The organism is Nocardioides bruguierae, assembly GCF_023656415.1.
Lineage (GTDB): Bacteria > Actinomycetota > Actinomycetes > Propionibacteriales > Nocardioidaceae > Nocardioides > Nocardioides bruguierae.
In genome coordinates, this window is record NZ_JAMOIL010000007.1 from 88,603 (window position 1) to 106,602 (window position 18,000).

At 74.6% G+C, this 18,000-nt stretch carries 19 protein-coding genes; 13 read left to right on the top strand and 6 right to left on the bottom strand.

The genetic code is table 11. From position 1 onward, the window contains the following. Window positions 1-28: 28 nt before the first annotated feature. Entirely contained in the window at window positions 29-496 is a 468-nt protein-coding gene (locus M8330_RS06775) for a pyridoxamine 5'-phosphate oxidase family protein (protein ID WP_250826702.1), read from the bottom strand. A 147-nt stretch (window positions 497-643) separates the two neighbouring features. Further along, entirely contained in the window at window positions 644-1,060 is a 417-nt protein-coding gene (locus tag M8330_RS06780; protein ID WP_250826703.1) for a YchJ family protein, read from the bottom strand. Between the two features lie 149 nt (window positions 1,061-1,209). Here M8330_RS06780 and M8330_RS06785 point away from each other — a divergent pair, with 149 nt between their 5' ends. The 3 genes from M8330_RS06785 (at window position 1,210) to M8330_RS06795 (ending at window position 5,912) form a co-directional block, all read left to right on the top strand. Continuing rightward, the gene (locus M8330_RS06785; protein ID WP_250826704.1) at window positions 1,210-2,127 is read left to right on the top strand and encodes a universal stress protein; all 918 of its coding nucleotides are present in this window, start codon (window positions 1,210-1,212) and stop codon (window positions 2,125-2,127) included. 274 nt (window positions 2,128-2,401) lie between these two features. Further along, window positions 2,402-3,814, top strand: a complete 1,413-nt coding sequence (locus M8330_RS06790) for a magnesium chelatase ATPase subunit I (RefSeq protein WP_250826705.1) — start codon at window positions 2,402-2,404, stop codon at window positions 3,812-3,814. Further along, window positions 3,807-5,912, top strand: a complete 2,106-nt coding sequence (locus tag M8330_RS06795; RefSeq protein WP_250826706.1) for a vWA domain-containing protein — start codon at window positions 3,807-3,809, stop codon at window positions 5,910-5,912. Before M8330_RS06790 ends, M8330_RS06795 begins: the two co-directional genes overlap by 8 nt. 26 nt (window positions 5,913-5,938) lie before the next feature. Here the strand turns inward: M8330_RS06795 and M8330_RS06800 are convergent, their stop codons facing one another. Further along, a complete protein-coding gene (locus M8330_RS06800; protein WP_250826707.1) occupies window positions 5,939-6,835 on the bottom strand; it encodes a TroA family protein in 897 nt (298 codons plus the stop codon). A gap of 105 nt (window positions 6,836-6,940) precedes the next feature. Here M8330_RS06800 and M8330_RS06805 point away from each other — a divergent pair, with 105 nt between their 5' ends. Both M8330_RS06805 and M8330_RS06810 read left to right on the top strand, forming a co-directional pair. Continuing rightward, on the top strand, window positions 6,941-7,585 hold the full coding sequence (locus M8330_RS06805) for a ClpP family protease (protein WP_250826708.1): 645 nt from the start codon (window positions 6,941-6,943) through the stop codon (window positions 7,583-7,585). Next, on the top strand, window positions 7,582-8,166 hold the full coding sequence (locus M8330_RS06810) for a ClpP family protease (protein ID WP_250826709.1): 585 nt from the start codon (window positions 7,582-7,584) through the stop codon (window positions 8,164-8,166). The genes M8330_RS06805 and M8330_RS06810 overlap by 4 nt, the downstream gene beginning before the upstream one ends. A gap of 47 nt (window positions 8,167-8,213) precedes the next feature. On the opposite strand, the gene M8330_RS06815 is transcribed toward M8330_RS06810, so the two are convergent. After that, a complete protein-coding gene (locus M8330_RS06815; RefSeq protein WP_250826710.1) occupies window positions 8,214-8,603 on the bottom strand; it encodes a helix-turn-helix domain-containing protein in 390 nt (129 codons plus the stop codon). A 144-nt stretch (window positions 8,604-8,747) separates the two neighbouring features. Between M8330_RS06815 and M8330_RS06820 the strand changes: the two genes are divergently transcribed. From M8330_RS06820 to M8330_RS06850, 7 genes are all read left to right on the top strand, one after another. After that, window positions 8,748-9,527, top strand: a complete 780-nt coding sequence (locus M8330_RS06820; protein ID WP_250826711.1) for a TSUP family transporter — start codon at window positions 8,748-8,750, stop codon at window positions 9,525-9,527. A 634-nt stretch (window positions 9,528-10,161) separates the two neighbouring features. Continuing rightward, window positions 10,162-10,860 carry a response regulator transcription factor gene (locus M8330_RS06825; RefSeq protein ID WP_250056747.1) on the top strand — a complete coding sequence of 233 codons (699 nt, stop codon included), beginning with the start codon at window positions 10,162-10,164 and terminating at the stop codon, window positions 10,858-10,860. 45 nt (window positions 10,861-10,905) lie between these two features. Then, window positions 10,906-11,547, top strand: a complete 642-nt coding sequence (locus M8330_RS06830; protein WP_250056745.1) for an IMPACT family protein — start codon at window positions 10,906-10,908, stop codon at window positions 11,545-11,547. Between the two features lie 43 nt (window positions 11,548-11,590). Continuing rightward, window positions 11,591-11,986: a DUF3054 domain-containing protein gene (locus M8330_RS06835; RefSeq protein WP_250826712.1), complete on the top strand. Its 396-nt coding sequence runs from the start codon at window positions 11,591-11,593 to the stop codon at window positions 11,984-11,986. Between the two features lie 10 nt (window positions 11,987-11,996). Next, window positions 11,997-12,776, top strand: coding sequence for a VOC family protein (locus tag M8330_RS06840; protein ID WP_250826713.1), 780 nt, complete (start codon window positions 11,997-11,999; stop codon window positions 12,774-12,776). Beyond that, complete coding sequence (locus M8330_RS06845) at window positions 12,773-13,300, top strand: DinB family protein (protein ID WP_250826714.1); 528 nt, start codon at window positions 12,773-12,775, stop codon at window positions 13,298-13,300. Before M8330_RS06840 ends, M8330_RS06845 begins: the two co-directional genes overlap by 4 nt. Window positions 13,301-13,332: 32 nt before the next feature. Beyond that, window positions 13,333-14,061, top strand: a complete 729-nt coding sequence (locus tag M8330_RS06850) for a hypothetical protein (RefSeq protein WP_250826715.1) — start codon at window positions 13,333-13,335, stop codon at window positions 14,059-14,061. A 44-nt stretch (window positions 14,062-14,105) separates the two neighbouring features. Here M8330_RS06850 and M8330_RS06855 read toward each other — a convergent pair whose 3' ends face one another. Next, window positions 14,106-15,443, bottom strand: a complete 1,338-nt coding sequence (locus M8330_RS06855) for an ABC1 kinase family protein (protein WP_250056738.1) — start codon at window positions 15,441-15,443, stop codon at window positions 14,106-14,108. Window positions 15,444-15,527: 84 nt separating this feature from the next. Further along, window positions 15,528-16,052, bottom strand: coding sequence for a MarR family winged helix-turn-helix transcriptional regulator (locus tag M8330_RS06860; RefSeq protein ID WP_250056736.1), 525 nt, complete (start codon window positions 16,050-16,052; stop codon window positions 15,528-15,530). A 174-nt stretch (window positions 16,053-16,226) separates the two neighbouring features. On the opposite strand from M8330_RS06860, the gene M8330_RS06865 reads away from it, so the two are divergent. Beyond that, window positions 16,227-17,990 carry a chloride channel protein gene (locus M8330_RS06865; protein ID WP_250826716.1) on the top strand — a complete coding sequence of 588 codons (1,764 nt, stop codon included), beginning with the start codon at window positions 16,227-16,229 and terminating at the stop codon, window positions 17,988-17,990. The last annotated feature ends 10 nt before the right edge of the window (window positions 17,991-18,000 follow it).

Genomic DNA, 18,000 nt, shown 5'->3' on the forward strand with positions numbered 1-18,000 from the left:
CGCGGGGCCGGACGGCGCGCGGGCGGCGTCAGACGGCGCGGGCCGTGTGACCGTCGAGGGTCTCCATGACGTCCCACCCGTCGCCGAGCCGGCGTCCGGTGATCTCGGTGAGCCGGATGCCGACGTGCAGGTTCCGGTTGCCGGCGGCCCAGGGACGCGGCGGCCAGACCTGCCGGATCGCCTGGAGCGTCGCGGGGTCGGTGATCACCTCGCCGCGGCCGCGCACCAGCACGCTCCAGCCGCGCTGCTGCTGGTGGTCGAAGTGGTCGGTCTCGAAGGCCAGCACCGTGCCGGAGGCGTGCGTGCCCAGCAGCGAGTACGGGCTCGTGCGGACGACGACGCGGTCGGCGACGAGGGAGTAGTTGACCGGGATGATGTGCGGTCCCTCCGGCGTCGAGATGGCGATCCGACCGGTGGAGCCGGCGCGGAGGAGAGCCTCGCTCTCGGACAGGGACAGCTCGATCGACTGGAGCACTGTTCCTCCCCATGGGGTCATCGGGTTCGTGGCTGGACCGTTCCATGGTCCTCGCGCACCCGGGGCAAGACAGGGGCCGATGGTCCCCGGGCGCGGGGACCATGGCGCTTGATTCCGGGCCGCTCCGGCCCGCTCACGGCCGCTCCGGGCTGCTCCGGGTGGCCGGGATCAGTCGTGCACGCCGTCGAGGTAGACCCAGTGCCCGGCGCGCACCACGAAGCGGCTGCGCTCGTGCAGGCTCCCGGGCCCGGACGCGGCGGAGTACCGCGCCGTGAACTCCACCCAGCCCTCGGCGTCGGCGCCCTCGGCGTCGGCGCCCTCGCCGGTGGTGCCCGCGCCGTGCACCTCCAGGCCGGTCCACGTGGTGCCAGGGTCCGGCTCGAGCGCGGCCGGGTCACGCGGCCTCGTCCGGGGGTGCCAGGTGCGGAACAGGTGGTCGGCGTGGCCGAGGGCGAACGCCGTGTAGCGGCTGCGCATCAGCTGCTCGGGGCCCGTGGCGCGTGCGGCGCCGCGGTGCAGCGGGCCGCAGCAGTCGTCGTAGGTGCGGCCGGTGCCGCAGGGGCAGGGGCCACCGCCGGAGATCACCGGACCAGCCTAGGAGCAGGCCCCGGGGGCGCGCGGACCCCGGACCCACCCGGCGGGCCGACGACGGCGGGCCGACGACGGCGGGAGGGCGCGTCAAGAGGGGTCTTAGGTCCATGGGAGCCGGGCCCGGTCCGGACCACACTGGAGGCATGAACACCACAGGCCACGAGCACCTCAGCACCCCGGTCTCCGAGCTGGCCGCCGGCGCCATCGTCGTCGGTGTCGACGGCTCGGAGGCCGCCGCCGACGCGCTCGCCTGGGCGACCGGGCAGGCGGTCCTCACCCGCCGTCCGATCTGCCTGGTGAGCGCGTGGAAGCCGGTCAGCAACGTCTGGCTGGCCCAGGCCGGGATCGACCCCGGCCCCATCGAGGAGGAGGTCCGCAAGGCCGCCGAGGGCCTGCTGGACGACGCCGAGGCGACCGTCGCGGAGGTGTCCCCGAGCGTCGAGGTCCACCGCGTCGTCCACGGTGAGGACCCGCGGTCCCTCATGCTCGCCCTCTCCCGCGAGGCGCACATGATCGTGGTGGGCTCGCGCGGGCTCGGGCCCGTGAAGTCGCTGGTCCTGGGCTCCGTCTCCGCCTCGCTCGCCCGGCACGCCGCCTGCCCCGTGGTGGTGCTGCGGCCCCGCACCGAGCCGGTCGACACCGAGCACCCGCGCGGCGTGCTGGTGGCCGTCGACGGCACCGAGCGCTCACGCCCGGCCGCCGAGGTCGCGTTCGAGCAGGCCGCCGCACGAGGACTCCCGCTCACGGTGCTGCACTGCCTGCCGTGGGACCGGGGCGCCTCGGGCCAGAAGATGGACGTCCACGACCCGACGGTCGCCGACGTCGCGGCCATGGTGGCCGGCTCGGTGGCCGGGCTCGCGGAGAAGCACCCCGACGTCCCGGTCGGCACCGCCCTGGTGGGCGGCCTGCCGGACGAGGAGGTGCTGCGGGCGGCGCGCGGTCGCGACCTGGTGGTCGTCGGCCACCGGCGCACCGGCCTGATCGACAGCGTGGTCCTCGGGTCGGTCTCCCTCGCCGTCCTCGAGCACGCGGAGGGCGCCGTGATGGTGGTGCCGGGCTGACCGGTCCGGCACCCAGCCGGCCACCCAGCACCACGACCAGAGCAGGACGACGGCGGCGCCGGTCGAGCGCCCGGCCCGCCGGCGTCCGGTGCCGCCCCTCGTGAGGGACCTCGCCCGCCGCCGCCCCGTGCGGCCGACGGCACCAGGGGGAGGGGCGCACCCGGGCCCGGCGCCACTCTCCCGGTGCCGGGCCCGCTGGGGCACGAGCCGCGCCGGAGCAGAGCCGTGCCTGAGCCCCTGTGCGGCTGTGGAGCCCCGGCGTAGCGTGGCCGACGTGAGCTCCCCGACCTCCGTCACCAGCAGCCCCGCCCCCTCGATCTCCACCCTCGGCGAGCTGCGCGCCTCCGGGCACGTGCTCAAGCCGCTGCGCACCGAGCTGCGCGACAACCTCCTCGCCGCCCTGCGCGAGGGGCGCGACCCGTGGCCCGGGCTGCACGGGTTCGACGGCACCGTGGTGCCGCAGCTGGAGCGGGCGCTCATCGCCGGCCACGACGTCGTCCTGCTGGGCGAGCGGGGCCAGGGCAAGACCCGCCTCCTGCGCACGATGGTCGGCCTCCTGGACGAGTGGACTCCGGCCGTCGAGGGCTCCGAGCTGGGCGAGCACCCCTACGAGCCGATCACCCCGGTGACCCTGCGGCGCGCCGAGGAGCTGGGCGATGACCTGCCGGTCGTGTGGGTGCACCGCTCCGAGCGCTACGCCGAGAAGCTGGCCACGCCCGACACCTCGGTGGCCGACCTCATCGGCGACGTCGACCCGATGAAGGTCGCCGAGGGCCGCTCGCTGGGCGACCCGGAGACCATCCACTTCGGGCTGATCCCGCGCAGCCACCGCGGCATCGTCGCCATCAACGAGCTCCCCGACCTGGCCGAGCGCATCCAGGTCGCGATGCTGAACGTGATGGAGGAGCGCGACATCCAGATCCGCGGCTACGTGCTGCGCCTTCCCCTCGACGTGCTGGTCATGGCCAGCGCGAACCCGGAGGACTACACCAACCGCGGCCGCATCATCACCCCGCTCAAGGACCGGTTCGGTGCCGAGATCCGCACCCACTACCCGCTGGAGCTGACCGACGAGGTCGCGGTGATCCGGCAGGAGGCCGAGCTGGTCGCCGACGTCCCCTCGCACCTGCTGGAGATCCTCGCGCGGTTCACCCGCAACCTGCGCGAGTCCTCCGCCGTCGACCAGCGCTCCGGCGTCTCGGCCCGCTTCGCCATCGCCGGTGCCGAGACCATCGCCGCCGCGGCCCTGCACCGGGCCACCGTCCAGGGCGAGGAGCACGCGGTCGCCCGCGTCGTCGACCTGGAGACGGCCGTCGACGTGCTCGGCGGCAAGATCGAGTTCGAGTCCGGCGAGGAGGGCCGCGAGGCCGAGATCCTCGCCCACCTGCTGCGCAGCGCCACCCACGACACGGTGCGCTCGCTCTTCCGCGGCCTCGACTTCTCCCTGCTGGTGGACCGGCTGGAGTCCGGAGTCATGGTCACCACCGGTGAGCAGGTCACCGCCATCGACTTCCTCTCCGGCCTGCCGGTGCTGGGCGAGTCCGACCTCTACGACCAGGTCTGCGACGCCGCCGAGGCCACCACGGACGGCGAGCGCGCCGCGGCCATCGAGCTGGCGCTGGAGGGCCTCTACCTGGCGCGGCGGGTCAGCAAGGAGTCCGGCGAGGGGGAGACCGTCTATGGCTGATGTCTGGAGCCAGCGACGTGCCTCCCGGTACGGCCGCTACACCGGCGGGCCCGACCCGCTGGCCCCGCCCGTCGACGTCCGCGAGGCGCTGGACGCCATCGGCGAGGACGTCATGGCCGGCTACAGCCCCGAGCGGGCCATGCAGGAGTTCCTGCGCCGCGGCGGACGCTCCCAGAAGGGCCTGGACGACCTGGCCCGCCAGGTCGCCGACAAGAAGCGCGAGCTGCTCAGCAAGCACAACCTCGACGGCACCATGCGCGAGGTCCGCGAGCTGCTGGACTCCGCCGTGCTCGAGGAGCGCAAGCAGCTCGCGCGCGACGCCATGATGGACGACGACGACCGCGCGTTCCGCGAGATGCAGCTGGACAACCTCTCCCCGTCGCCCGCGGCCGCCGTCAGCGAGCTCTCCTCCTACGACTGGGCGAGCCAGGACGCACGCGAGACCTTCGAGCAGATCAAGGACCTGCTGGGGCGCGAGATGCTCGACCAGCGGTTCGCGGGCATGAAGCAGGCGCTGGAGAACGCCACGGACGCCGACCGGGCGGCCGTCCAGGAGATGGTCGGTGACCTCAACGACCTGCTCCAGAAGCGGGCTGCCGAGGAGGACACGCGTCAGGACTTCGCCGACTTCATGGACAAGCACGGCGAGTTCTTCCCCGAGCACCCGCGCGACCTCGACGAGCTGCTCGACGCGATGGCCGCCCGCGCCGCCGCCGCGCAGCGGATGATGAACTCGATGTCGCCCGAGCAGCGCCAGGAGCTGATGGAGCTCTCGGCCGCCGCCTTCGGCTCGCCCGCCCTCATGGACGCGCTGGCCCAGCTCGACGCCAACCTCCAGGGCCTGCGGCCCGGCGAGGACTGGGGCGGCTCGGAGCAGATGGGCGAGGGCGGCCAGGGTTCGACACAGGGGCTGGGCCTCGGCGACGGCACCGGCGTCTTCCAGGACCTCGCCGAGCTGGACGCGCTCTCGGAGCAGCTCTCGCAGGGCTACGGGGGCGCCCAGATGGACGACGTCGACCTCGAGGCCCTGCGCCGCCAGCTCGGCGACGCAGCAGCCGTCGACGCCCGGACGCTGGCGGAGCTGGAGAAGGCGCTGCAGCGCACCGGCACCCTCGAGCGCGGCTCGGACGGTCAGCTGCGGCTGACCCCCAAGGCGATGCGCCAGCTCGGCAAGGAGCTGCTGCGCGACGTCGCCCAGCGGATGAGCGACCGCTCCGGCCAGCGCGACATGCGCGCGGCCGGCGCCGCCGGCGACCGGACCGGTGGCACCCGCCCCTGGGCGTTCGGGGACACCGAGCCCTGGGACGTCACCCGCAGCCTCACCAACGCCATCGTCCGCGAGGCCGGTGAGCGTGGGGCTCCCGGTGGTCGAGCAGCGAGCGCCGGCGAGCGCACGTCGAGGCCCCGGGTCCGCCTGCAGATCGACGACGTCGAGGTCCAGGAGACCGAGGCGAGGACCCAGGCCGCGGTGGCGCTGTGCGTGGACACGTCCTTCTCGATGGCCATGGACGGCCGCTGGGTGCCGATGAAGCGCACGGCGCTGGCGCTGCAGACGCTGATCGCCTCCCGGTTCCGCGGCGACGACCTGCAGCTCATCACCTTCGGCCGGCACGCGGCCACCACCGAGATCGAGCAGCTCACCGCGCTGGAGCCCGAGTACGAGAAGGGCACCAACCTGCACCACGCCCTGCTCCTGGCGAACCGGCACTTCCGCAAGCACCCCAACGCCCAGCCGGTGCTGCTGGTGGTCACCGACGGCGAGCCGACGGCCCACCTCGAGCCCGACGGCGAGGCCTGGTTCGCCTACCCGCCGCACCCGCTGACCATCGCCTACTCCGTGCGCGAGCTCGACAACGCCCGACGCCTCGGGGCGCAGACCACGTTCTTCCGGCTCGGCGAGGACCCGGGCCTGGCCCGGTTCATCGACCAGATGGCGAACCGGGTCGACGGACGGGTGGTCGCCCCGGAGCTGGACGACCTCGGCGCCGCCGTCGTCGGCTCCTACCTCGGCGGCGGTCCGGGCGGCGGTCGCTGGGGTGCCGGCGGGGCGTGGGGCGCCGGCGACCTCGGCTGGGGCCGCGGCTTCTGGGCGGATTGAGCGGCCGGTGCCAGCCCCCGGCGCTGTCAGCGCCCTGAGATCAGCGCGAGCCGCGCGGCGAGGTCGGCGATGCCGTCCAGCACCCGCGGCCCGGGGCGGGCCCAGCACCCGTCGGCGTCCACGGCGTGCACGGGGACGCCGGCCGGCAACCGCCCGGCGGCCACGAGCGCGTCCGCCTGCTGCTGCGCCCCGACCCGGTCGTAGCCGCAGGGCGCGACCACCACGAGGTCCGGGCGGCACCCGGTCACGTCCTCCCACGTCGTGGGCACCGAGCGCTCCCCGCGGCGACCGAGGAGCGGCTCCCCGCCCGCCGCGAGCACCATGTCCGGCAGCCAGTGCCCGGGCGCGAACGGCGGGTCGGTCCACTCCAGCACCAGCACCCGGGGGCGCGCCTCGCGCTGCGTGGGCGACTCGGCGTCCGCCGCCGCCAGTGCCGCGAGGGCGGGGTCGAACGAGGCCGCGAGCGCGCGGCCGGCGTCCAGGTAGCGACCGCCGGGGTCGAGCCGGGCGGCGATGGTGAGCACCCCGTCGCGCACGTCGGCCAGGGTGTGCGGGTCGTAGGAGACGACCTCGGCGCGGCAGCCGAGGTGGGCCAGCGCCTCGTCGACGGTGCCGACGTCGAGGGCGCAGACGGCGCAGAGGTCCTGGGTGAGGACGAGCAGGTCCCCGGCTCCCGCGTCCAGGTCGGCCAGGGCCCCGGCGTCCAGGTGATAGAGGTCCTCGCCCGCGGCGGTGGCCTCGCGCACCCAGGCGTCGATCCCGGCCGGGTCCAGGCCCTGCGGCATCGAGGTCGAGGAGACGACGCGACGCGTCCGCGCCTGCGCGGGGTGGTCGCACTCGAACGTCACGCCGACGACGTCCTCGCCCGCGCCCAGAGCGAAGCAGATCTCGGTCGTCGAGGGGAGCAGGGAGACCACGCGCACGCGCTCGACCCTAGACAAGACGAACCCTGGAGGCCGACAGCAGAACGGGTACGCCGACGGCAGAGCCGCCTGGAGCGGGGCACCGGGCGAGGCGAGCGTGGAGCCATGACCGACGCACCCCCTGTCGCCACGGCCCCGGCCCTGGCCTCCCGCACCGCCGAGGAGCTGCTCGCGCACCGCGTGCTGCTCCTCGACGCACCCCTCGACGACGGCAACGGGGCCCAGCTGATGGCCCAGCTCGCCCTGCTCTCCGCCCAGGACCCCGAGAGCGACATCGCCCTGTGGGTCCACTCCCCGGGCGGTTCGGTCTCCGCGATGCTGGCCATCGTCGACCTCATCGACCTCGTGCCCAACGACGTCGTGACCCTCGGGTTGGGCATGTCGTACTCGGCCGGGCAGTTCCTGCTGTGCTGCGGCACCCCCGGCAAGCGGTACGTGCTGCCGCACGGCAAGGTGCTGCTGCACCAGGGCTCGGCCGGCATCGGCGGCATGGCGCCCGACATCGAGCTGCAGGCCGACGACCTGCGGCGGATGCGCGAGACGGTGCTCGGCGTCATCGCCGAGCGCACCGGCCAGACCCGCGAGCGGGTCTTCGAGGACTCCCTGCGCGATCGGACCTTCGAGGCCGCCGAGGCCGTCGAGTACGGGTTCGCGGACGCCGTCCTGACCGACCTCTCCGCAGCCCTCCCGACGCCCCGCCGCTCCGGGCTGGGGCTCCTGGGCGCGGCTCCCGCGGGAGGCACGCGATGAGCTACGTCCTGCCGAACGTCGTCAGCTTGGGTCCCCGCGGCGACCGGGTGCTCGACGTGTACAGCCGGCTGCTGGAGGAGCGCGTGGTCTACCTCGGCACCGAGGTGGACGACGGCGTGGCCAACGCCCTGATCGCCCAGATCCTGCACCTGGAGGCGGACCGGCCCGACGAGCCGATCCACCTCTACCTCAACTCCGCGGGCGGCTCGATCACCGCGACCTGCGCGCTCTACGACACGATCCGCTACTGCCGCTCGCCGGTCACGACCACGTGCGTGGGTCAGGCGTTCTCGCCGACGGCCCTGCTGCTGGCCGCGGGTGAGCCGGGCAGCCGGGCGGTCCTGCCGCACGCGCGGGTGCTGCTGCACCAGCCCTCCGCACAGGGACGAGGCGCGATCCCCGACCTCATCCTGGCCGCCGACGAGGTGCTGGCGGTGCGCGAGGAGCTGGAGCAGGCGCTCAGCCTGCACACCGGGCGCGACGTCGAGCAGCTGCGGCGCGACACCGACCGGGACCGGGTGCTGCGCGCCGACGACATCGTCGCCTACGGCCTGGCGGACCGGGTGATCTCGACCCGCTGAAGCCGTTGCCGACCCCGAGGCCGCGGCGCTTCCGGTGCGTGGACGCGTCAGGCGGCCAGCGCCAGCGTGCCGCGCGGCCGGGGCGCGGCCTGCTGGGCGGCACGCAGGTCGCGCGCGACCTCGGTGGTGAGGTCGAGCAGCGTGAGACCGAGGGCGCCGGCCACCGCGGAGAGCACCTCCGAGGACGGCTCCTTCACGCCCCGCTCGACCTCGGAGAGGTAGGGCAGCGAGACGCCGGCGCGGGCCGCCGTCTCGGCCAGGCGCTCGCCGCGCTCCTGCCGGTACCGGCGCAGCACGCGGCCGCTGGCCTCCCGGAACAGGGGCTCGCGCGCGGCGGGCGCGTGCGGGCCGGCCGCCGGGGCCACGGGCGTGGGGGCGGACGAGGTGGGCGTGGACGGCGTGGCCGCGGGGGCGCTCAGGCGCAGGAGGTCTCCCATGACCCGAGGCTAGGCACGGGCGGACGCCGGCTCGGTGCCGTTCCGCGCAGAGCAGAACGCTGCCCCGGCACCGGGCACGTCGACGAGCGTGGTGGGGAGTGCCCGGTGCGGTCGCCGACCGGCACCGGACCTAGGCTGGCGCGAGTGCCGGACCCGTCGCTGACCACCCTGATCCTGCTCGCGCTCGCCGGGCTGACCGCGGGCTTCGTCGACGCGGTGGTGGGCGGCGGAGGACTCATCCAGCTGCCGGCACTGCTGGTCGGCCTGCCGGGGGCCTCCCCGGTGCAGGTGCTGGCGACCAACAAGCTCGGCTCGATCTGCGGCACCACGGTCTCCTCGGCGACCTACTACCGCCGCGTCCGGCCCGACCTGCGGGCGGCGCTGCCGCTGATGGCGCTCGCGTTCGTCGGCTCGATCCTCGGTGCGCTGGTCGCCAGCCACCTGCCGGCGAGCGTGTTCGAGCCCGTCGTCCTGGTGGCGCTCGTCCTGGTGGGGGCCTACGTGCTGCTCAAGCCCTCGCTGGGGGCGGAGACCGCGTTGCGCTTCGCGGGGTGGCGGCACGTGGTGGCGGTGGTCGGCACGGGGCTGGTCGTGGGGTTCTACGACGGCGCCCTGGGGCCCGGCACCGGCTCGTTCTTCGTCTTCGCCCTCGTGGGGCTCCTCGGCTACGCCTTCCTCGAGGCCTCGGCCAAGGCCCGCATGGCCAACTGGGCCACCAACCTGGCGGCGCTGGTGGTCTTCGTGCCCCAGGGAGCGGTGCTGTGGAAGGTGGGCCTGCTCATGGGCGCCGCGAACCTGCTGGGCGGCTACCTCGGCGCCCGGACGGCGATCGCCCGTGGCTCCGGCTTCGTGCGGGTCTTCTTCGTGCTCGTCGTGGCGGCCTTCGTGGTGCGCATCGGTGGCGAGCAGATCGGCCTCTGGTAGCCAGTACCAGACCGGTCGGGCGTCGGGTGCGTCGTGACAGGCCGGAAGAAGGTAAAAAAATTGTCAGAATCTTTTCCTTCTGGTGCCGACAGGTGTTGTGCACTGAGATCCACAGTTCGGCAACAGTGAGCAGGCGTGCTGCGAGTGGTCCGTCCAGGACCTACCCCAGATGGGGTAAGTCACCCGTCCTCGGTAAAACGATGTTCACGGGACGGCAACAGCGATCCGGGCACACTGTCCGATATTCGTGAATGACATGGGTGGGCTTTGCAGCACGTGTCCTCCCAGCAGCCTCTCCGCGGGTTGAAACGTCGACAACGAGCGTCGCAACATGAGGTCACGGCCTTCTGACGAGCGTGTACTCGGGCAGCGACGGAGAGCCTCCAGCCGGTGAGCACCTCGCCCACCGGGGACCCAGGTCGGGCACCCGCTCGACCGGAAGGAGCACACATGTCGACCGTGACTCGTGGTCGTGTGACCAGCGTTGCCGGCTCGATCCGCCCGGGGTTCCTCAACCCGACCGCCGGCCTGCCGACTCACCGACTGGATCGTGCCGGTGTGGCACGGCTCCTGGAGCCTTCTCCCGAGGCCTCGCTCCACCTCGCCCCTGTGACCGCGATGGAGGTGTTCCGCGATGGCCGGACCCGGTGACGGTGGACGGGTGGCGCTGGTGGAGGACCACCAGCTCTTCGCCGAGTCCCTCGAGCTCGCTCTCTCCCTGCGTGGCCACGACGTGGTCCGGGTGCTGCCCCAGGAGGTCACCTACCTGGGCACGCTGCTCGAGCGGCTGAAGAAGGTCTCCCCGCAGCTGGTGCTGCTCGACCTCGACCTCGCCGGCCTCGGCGACTCGACCGCCCTGATCGGGCCCCTCAGCGCCGCCGGCATCCACGTCGTGGTGGTCACCGGCTCGGCCGACGAGGCCCGCTGGGGCCGCTGCCTGGCCGCCGGTGCCCGCACGGTGCTGCCGAAGTCCTCCTCGCTCGCCGAGATCATGGGTGTGGTCCGCCGCGTCCTCACCGGCTTCCCGGTGATGACCAAGGAGACCCGCGAGGCCCTCGTGGCCCGCTGGAGCGACCGGGCCGCCGACGAGGGCGACACGCTCGACCGCCTCGAGAAGCTGACCCCGCGCGAGCGGGTCGTGCTCGGCCACCTCATGGCCGGCCGCGCCGTCGCCGAGATCGCCGCCGTCGAGATGCTCTCGCCTGCCACCGTCCGCACGCAGGTCAAGTCCGTCCTCGCCAAGCTCGAGGTCTCCTCGCAGCTGGCCGCCGTCGGTGCCGCGCACCGCGTCGGCTGGGGAGCCGGCGAGACCGACCAGCGCAAGGGAGCCTGATCCCCGCGCCCTCCGACCTGCTCGTGGGCTCGTAGGGTGCTGCGCGTGCAGACCGCCTACCGGGTGCCGCGGCGCGACGCCGAGGCCGAGATCGAGGTCAAGCGCTCGGTCTTCCGGTGCACCCTCGCCCGGGTCGAGGACGAGGCACAGGCGCGTGCCCTCGTCGAGCGGCTGCGCAAGCAGCACTGGGACGCGCGGCACCACTGCTCCGCCTTCGTGCTCGGGCCGCCGCCCGTGCCGGTCGAGCGCTCCTCCGACGACGGGGAGCCGGCCGGCACCGCCGGGGCGCCGATGCTCGAGGTGCTGCGCGGCGCCGGCGGCGACCTGCCGCTGAGCGACGCGGTGGCCGTGGTGACCCGCTGGTTCGGCGGCACCCTGCTCGGTGCGGGCGGCCTCGTCCGCGCCTACTCCGACGCCGTGCGTGCCGGCCTGGAGGCCGCCGGCACCCGCGAGCGCCGGCTGCGCACCGAGCTCCTCCTCGAGGTCTCGCACGCCGACGCCGGTCGGGTGGAGGGCGACCTGCGCGCCCGGGGCGTGGACGTCCTCGACGCCGCCTACGGAGCGGCCGTCACGCTCACCCTGGGCGTCGACCCCGCCGGTCTCGACCGGCTCGAGGCGACGGTCGCCGAGCTGACCAGTGGCAGCGTCACCCCGGTCCGTGGGGAGGATCGCTGGGTCGACGCCTGAGCCGCGTCGCCGAGGGCGTGGCCGATGGGGGAGAGTAGGCACCGTGAACCGCTGGCTCGTGATCCTCGTCGACCTCGTCTTCGTCCTCTTCTTCGCCGCTGCCGGGCGGGAGTCGCACGAGTCCGGCTCGGCCCTCGCGCTCGTCCTCGTCATCGCCTGGCCGTTCGTCGTGGCCCTGGCCGCGGGTCACGCGCTGGTGGCGCTGCGACGCTGGAGCCCCGCGCCCGTGTGGCCCAGCGGCGTCACCGTCCTGGCCGTCACCTACCTGCTCGGCATGAGCCTGCGCTTCGTCCAGGGCCGCGGGCTGGCGCCCGGGTTCCTGGTGATCTCGCTGATCTTCCTCACGGTCACCCAGCTCGGGTGGCGCGCCAGCATCGCCTTCGTGGAGCGACGCACGGCCGCCCAGGAGGCCTCGGAGAAGTCCGGGCCCCGGAGCTGAGGACGAGGCCGTGAGCGTCGCCCCCTCCTGGGTCTCGGTCTTCCTCGACGTCGCACCGGCGTCCTGGGAGACGCTGCCCGCCTTCTGGGCCGCCGTCAGCGGCACGACGCTCTCGCCGCCGCGCGGCGCGGCGAGCGAGTTCCGCACGCTCGTGCCCGCCAGCGGCGACGACCACCTCCGGGTCCAGCGGCGAGGGGCGGACGACCCCGGCCCGACCCGGCTCCACCTCGACCTGCACGTGACCGACGCCGGGCCCGCTGCCGCCACGGCGGTCGACCTGGGGGCCGCGGTGGTGCACCGCAGCGAGCACGGCTACGTGGTGCTCCGCTCGCCCGGCGGGCTCACCCTCTGCTTCGTCCACCATCCCGCCTCCCGGCGCAGCGCGGCGACCACCTGGACCTCGTCGGAGGGCCGTCGGCACCGGTCCCAGGTCGACCAGGCCTGCCTCGACGTCCCGCCCGACGCCTACGACGCGGAGGTCTCCTTCTGGGCCGCCCTGACCGGCTGGGAGACGCGCGCCTCGACGACCCTGCCCTGCTTCACCTCGCTGGTGCGCCCCGAGGGGCAGCCGGTCCGGCTCCTGCTCCAGCGCCTGGACGAGGCGGCGCCGGGCGCGTCCGCCACGGCCCACCCGGACCTGGCGACCGACGACCGGCCCGCCGAGGTCGCGCGGCACGTGGCGCTGGGCGCGCGGGTGCTCGCCGAGCATCCCTGGTGGACGGTGCTCGCGGTACCCGACGGCCTGGCCTACTGCGTGACCGACCGCGCGCCGCTACCGTCCCCGGCATGAGCATCCCGCGCCCGGACGTGCCCGTCGCCGCCGACGAGGCCGCCACCCTGTGGGGCTTCCTGTCCCACTACCGACAGACGCTGCGGCGGCAGGCCGACGGTCTGAGCCCCGAGCAGCTCGCGACCCCGCTCGCCCCGACCACCCTCACGCTCGGCCGGCTGCTGGCGCACATGGCGTTCGTCGAGGACTACTGGTTCTCCCAGGTGCTCCTCGGCGGCGGCGACGTCGAGCCGTGGGCCTCGCTGGACTGGGACTCCGACCCCGACGCCGAGATGGCGCTGGCCGACGGCGCCGACCTCGCCACCCTCGACGGGCTGCTGACCACCGCGATCGCCGCGTCGGACCGCATCTGGAGCGCGGAGACGGCCGACGCCCCGGACCTCGCGCTGCTCTCGGTCGTCGAGCGGCGTGGCCGGCCGGTCTCGCTGCGCTGGATCGTGGTGCACATGATCGAGGAGTACGCCCGGCACTGCGGGCACGCCGACCTCCTGCGCCAGGCGATCGACGGGGCCACCGACCTCTGAGTCGTTGGGGCCGCCCCGTACGGTGGCGCCCCGTGGCTCGTCTCCGCTCCCTGCCCGCCCTGCTGCTGGCCCCGTCGCTGTGCGCGGTGCTCCTGCTCGCCGGCTGCTCCGCCGCCGAGGAGGGCCCCGGCGCCGCCGCGCCGATCCCCACGATCGACCCCAGCGCCACCGGCGCCGTCGAGCTGGCGGGGGCCGAGCTGACCCAGTGGGGCGCGGGCGACGCCGTCGTCCTGCTCGTGGGTGGGCGCGACGCCGCCGCCTGGGCGCCCCTGGCCGAGGTGCTCGCCGCCGACGGCCAACGGGTGCTCGCCCTGACCGGTGACGTCGCTGCCGCCGAGCTCTCCGCCGTCGTCACGGATCTGGCCGAGGAGGACGCCGACGGCGCGCTCTCCCTGGTCGGCACGGGGGAGCAGGGTGACGCCGTGCTCGGCCTCGGCGTCGAGGACCCCGACCTCGTCGCGGGGCTGGCGGTGCTCTCCCCGACGTCCGCGGTGGGCGGGGCCGGCGCCCTGCCCACGACCCTGGTGGTGGGCGAGGACTCCGCGGCCGCCGACGTCGCCGACGGCATCGGGATGGCGGCCGCGGCCAGCGGCGAGGTGCAGGTCTACGCGGTGCCCGGGCGCGCCACGGGCCTGCGGCTGCTGCGCGGCCCTCGCGCGGAGGCGGTCGTCTCGTTCGTCGCCGACCGGCTCACGGGCAGCGCGACCGACCCGCTCTCGCCGGTGACGCCCAGCCAGAGCGACGAGCCGCTGGGGGCCTGAGCCCGCCCCGCCGCGCAGGTCGGGCCGACAGAGGTCAGCCGAGGTCAGTCGAGGTCGAAGCCGGGCAGGTGCTCGGTGAGGATCGCCCGGAACGGCGCCTCGGCCTCGAGCTGGCACAGGATGCCCAGCCCGCCCAGCCAGGTGCGGTGGATGAGCAGGTAGTCCGGCGGCAGGTTGAGCTTGAGGCCGACCGTGTAGGCGGGGTCGCGGGGGTCGTTGATCTTCGCGAAGACCTCGCGCATCCACTCCCGGGAGAAGCGGAACCGCTCCGGCACCGTGGGGGCCACGAACGGCATCAGGTAGTCGGCCACCAGCGTGGGGTCGACGGTGACCTTGTCCTTGATGAAGCCCTCGGCGCGCAGCCCCTCGACGAGGTCGTCGGGGCCCCGGGTGGCGGCGATCGCCAGCAGGCGGCCCATGGCGGGCGGGAACCCGCCGTCCAGCCGGGCCACCGCCCCGAAGTCCAGGACGCCGAGGCGCCCCCGCTCGGTGTCGCCGTCGGGCCCCGGCACGACGCGGAAGTTGCCGGGGTGCGGGTCGGCGTGCAGCATCCCGGTGATCGCGGGGCTGGCGAACAGGAACCGGCTGAACAGCTCGCCGTAGTGGTCGCGCTGGGTGCGGCTGCCGTCGGCGATCACCGCGCCGAGGCTGGAGACGCTGTCGAGCCACTCGGTCACCAGCACCGTGGGGCCCGCCTCGACGACGTCGGGCACCACGATGTCGGGGTCGTCGGCGAACGCGGCCGCGAAGGCGCGCTGTGCCTGCGCCTCGAGCGTGTAGTCCAGCTCCTCCACCGCACGGGCCTGGAGCTCCTCCACCAGCGGCTTCACGTCCATGCCCTGGAGCAGCGGCGCCATGGTGCGACCCAGGCGGCTCAGCTGCTTGAGGTCGCTCATGAGCGCGTCGCCCGCGCCGGGGTACTGGACCTTCACCGCCACCTCGCGGCCGTCGTGCCAGCGTCCCTTGTGCACCTGCCCGATCGAGGCCGCAGCGCTCGGGCCGCCGTCCAGGTGGACGAGGCGGGCCGCCCAGTCCTCGCCGAGCTCGGCCGCGAGCACCTGCCGCACGGTGGCCGTGGGCATGGGGGGAGCGGCGTCCTGCAGCTTGGCCAGCTCGGCGCGGTAGGGACCCACGAGCTGCTCCGGCAGGGCCGCCTCGAGCACGGAGAGCGCCTGACCGAACTTCATCGCCCCGCCCTTGAGCTCGCCCAGGGTGCGGAAGAGCTGCTCGGCGGTGCGCTGCTGCACCTCGCTGAGCACCTCCTCGGCGGGCTTGCCGCCCAGCCGCTTGCCGAGCCCGAGCGCGGAGCGGCCGGCGTAGCCCAAGGGGAGCGCGGCGAGGCGCGCGGTGCGCGCCGCCGCCTTGCGGGGCAGGTCGGTCATGAGTCCATCATGGCCGACGGGTCCACACGCGTTGCTCCTCCCGCCGGCGCCGGCCGGCGGTGCGCCGTCCGGTCACGTCGAGCGTCACCAGCCCAGCAGCGTGGCGCTGTCCACCGGGGGTTCGTCCGCCGCGTCGGCGAACGCCGCGAGCGCCTCCACCAGGGCCTCGCGGTGCTCCGGCGGCATGCCCAGGACGACCTTCTCGATCGCGGCGCGCCGCCGGCGGGTGACCTCGGCGACCAGGTCGCGACCCTGGGTGCTGGCCTCGATGACGACCTCGCGGCGGTCGACCTCGCTGCCGCGGCGCTCGGCGTGGCCCTGGGCGATGAGGCGGTCGACGGCGCGCAGGGCCGTCGAGGGGCCCACGCCCAGCCGCTCCGCGAGCTGCGCGAGGCGGGTGGCGCCGTGGGAGTCGAGCACGACCAGGGTGCGGAACTGGCTCAGGGTGACGGTGTCCTCGACGTCGGCCAGCGAGCGCGCGGAGACCCCCACGAGGGCGCGGGAGGCGGTCAGGAGGCGGCCCACGAGCGCGTCGATCTCGGTCTCGTCGGCCGCGGTCCCCAGGTCGGTCGGGTCCGTCGGCTCCGCCGGGTTCGCTGCGTCAGTCACGCCCGCCACGGTAGCGCCCGGGCTCGGCCCGGCCGCGGCGCGGGAGGTCCGCCGTCGAGGTCGCGGTGGTGGCCTCGTCCACGTGGTGGTGAGGGTTCGGAGGATCGGGTTCGTGTCTGCAATCATTGCACCGTGCAATCAGGTTCGGACGCTGTCACCCCGCCCGCCTCGAGCGTGTCCCACCCGCGCTCCCTGTCGTCCTCGCCGCAGCGCGGCGCGGGCTCGCGGGCGGCGGCGTGGCTGCGGACCTCGGACGGCGGCCTGCTCGTCCTGGCCCTCCTCGTGGGCGTCGGTGCGGCGCTGCTGGCGCTGGTCTTCCGGTGGCTGATCTCGACGTTCACCTACCTGCTCTCCGGCTTCGACGACTACGCCGCGCACGCCGGCGAGGCGAACCCCTGGGTGCCGTGGCTCGGGCCGTTCTTCGTCGTCCTCACGCCCGTGGTGGCCGGCCTGGTCTACGGGCCCGTCGTGCGCCGGTTCGCCCCCGAGGCGCGCGGGCACGGCGTGCCCGAGGTGATGTACGCGGTGGCCCGCAACGGCGGACGCATCCGCCCGCAGGTGCCCGCGGTCAAGGCGTTCGCCTCCGCGCTCACCATCGGTGGTGGCGGCTCGGTCGGCCGGGAGGGGCCGATCGTGCAGATCGGCTCCGCCTGGGGCTCGACGCTGGGCCAGTGGCTGCGGATGGACGAGTCGCGCCTGCGCGTCCTCGTGGCCTGCGGCGCCGGCGGCGGCATCGCGGCCACGTTCAACACCCCGCTCGCGGGCGTGTTCTTCGCGATGGAGCTGATCCTGGCCGACTTCGCCGCCCAGGCGTTCGGCATGGTCGTGGTCTCCAGCGTCACCGCGTCGGTGATCAGCCGCGCGGCCATCGGCGACGAGGCGTTCCTCTCGCTGCCCGGCATCGAGGTCGGGCACGTGTGGGAGTTCGCGCTGTTCGCCGTGCTCGGGCTGCTCGGCGGCGCGCTCGGCGTCGGGTTCTCCAAGGTGCTCTACGCCGTGGAGGACCTGTGCGACTGGGTCTGGCGCGGCCCGGAGTGGCTGCGGCCCGCGGCCGGTGGCCTGCTGCTCGGCCTGGTGCTCCTCGTCCTGCCCCAGATGTACGGCGTCGGCTACCCCGTGCTCGACGACGCGGTGGGCGGGCAGTACGCCATCGGGTTCCTGCTGGTGCTGCTCGTCGGCAAGATGATCGCCACCAGCCTCACGATCGGCATCGGCGGCTCGGGCGGCGTGTTCGCCCCCAGCCTCTTCGTCGGCGCGATGTTCGGCGCCGCGTTCGGACAGGCCGCCTCGCTGCTCACCGACGGCAGCACCTCGTCCGCGGGGGCCTACGCCGTCATCGGCATGGGTGCCGCGTTCGCCGGCGCGACCAGGGCACCCATCACCGGTGTGGTGATCCTCTTCGAGCTGACCGGCGACTACGCGCTGATCCTGCCGCTGATGGTGGCCATCGTGCTGGCGACGGGGCTCTCGCACCGGCTGACCAAGGAGACGATCTACACCCTCAAGCTGGCCCGCCGCGGCGTGGACCTGCTGCGCAACCCCGAGACCATCGCCGTGCGGCGTCGGGTCCGCGACGTCATGCTGGAGGTGCCCGAGCCGCTGCCCGCCGGCACCCGCATGGCGGACGCGGTGGAGGTGCTCGCTCGCTCTGGCGGGGTGCTGCCGCTGGTGGACGCCGACGGCGAGTACGTCGGCACCGTCACGGCGGCGACCATCGCCCACCACCTCGCCGACGGGGCCAGTGACGACGACCCCGTCTCGCTCGTGGAGCAGCACCCCGACCGGCTGCGCACCGAGGACTCGCTGGCCGACGCGCTCGCGGCGCTGGAGGCGGCCCGGGCCCCGGCCGTGCCGGTGCACGGGGCGGCCGACGGCGCCGAGGAGGACCGGGTGGTCGGCTGGCTGACCTACCCGGCAGCGCTCTCCGGGATGCGCTGACCGCCCCAGG

What these genes read in the sequence shown, in the direction of transcription:
- M8330_RS06775 (WP_250826702.1), bottom strand. Translation starts at nt 496, where the DNA reads ATGACCCCATGGGGAGGAACAGTGCTCCAGTCGATCGAGCTGTCCCTG.
- M8330_RS06785 (WP_250826704.1), top strand. Translation starts at nt 1,210, where the DNA reads ATGAACACCACAGGCCACGAGCACCTCAGCACCCCGGTCTCCGAGCTG.
- M8330_RS06795 (WP_250826706.1), top strand. Translation starts at nt 3,807, where the DNA reads ATGGCTGATGTCTGGAGCCAGCGACGTGCCTCCCGGTACGGCCGCTAC.
- M8330_RS06805 (WP_250826708.1), top strand. Translation starts at nt 6,941, where the DNA reads ATGACCGACGCACCCCCTGTCGCCACGGCCCCGGCCCTGGCCTCCCGC.
- M8330_RS06810 (WP_250826709.1), top strand. Translation starts at nt 7,582, where the DNA reads ATGAGCTACGTCCTGCCGAACGTCGTCAGCTTGGGTCCCCGCGGCGAC.
- M8330_RS06815 (WP_250826710.1), bottom strand. Translation starts at nt 8,603, where the DNA reads ATGGGAGACCTCCTGCGCCTGAGCGCCCCCGCGGCCACGCCGTCCACG.
- M8330_RS06825 (WP_250056747.1), top strand. Translation starts at nt 10,162, where the DNA reads ATGGCCGGACCCGGTGACGGTGGACGGGTGGCGCTGGTGGAGGACCAC.
- M8330_RS06845 (WP_250826714.1), top strand. Translation starts at nt 12,773, where the DNA reads ATGAGCATCCCGCGCCCGGACGTGCCCGTCGCCGCCGACGAGGCCGCC.
- M8330_RS06855 (WP_250056738.1), bottom strand. Translation starts at nt 15,443, where the DNA reads ATGACCGACCTGCCCCGCAAGGCGGCGGCGCGCACCGCGCGCCTCGCC.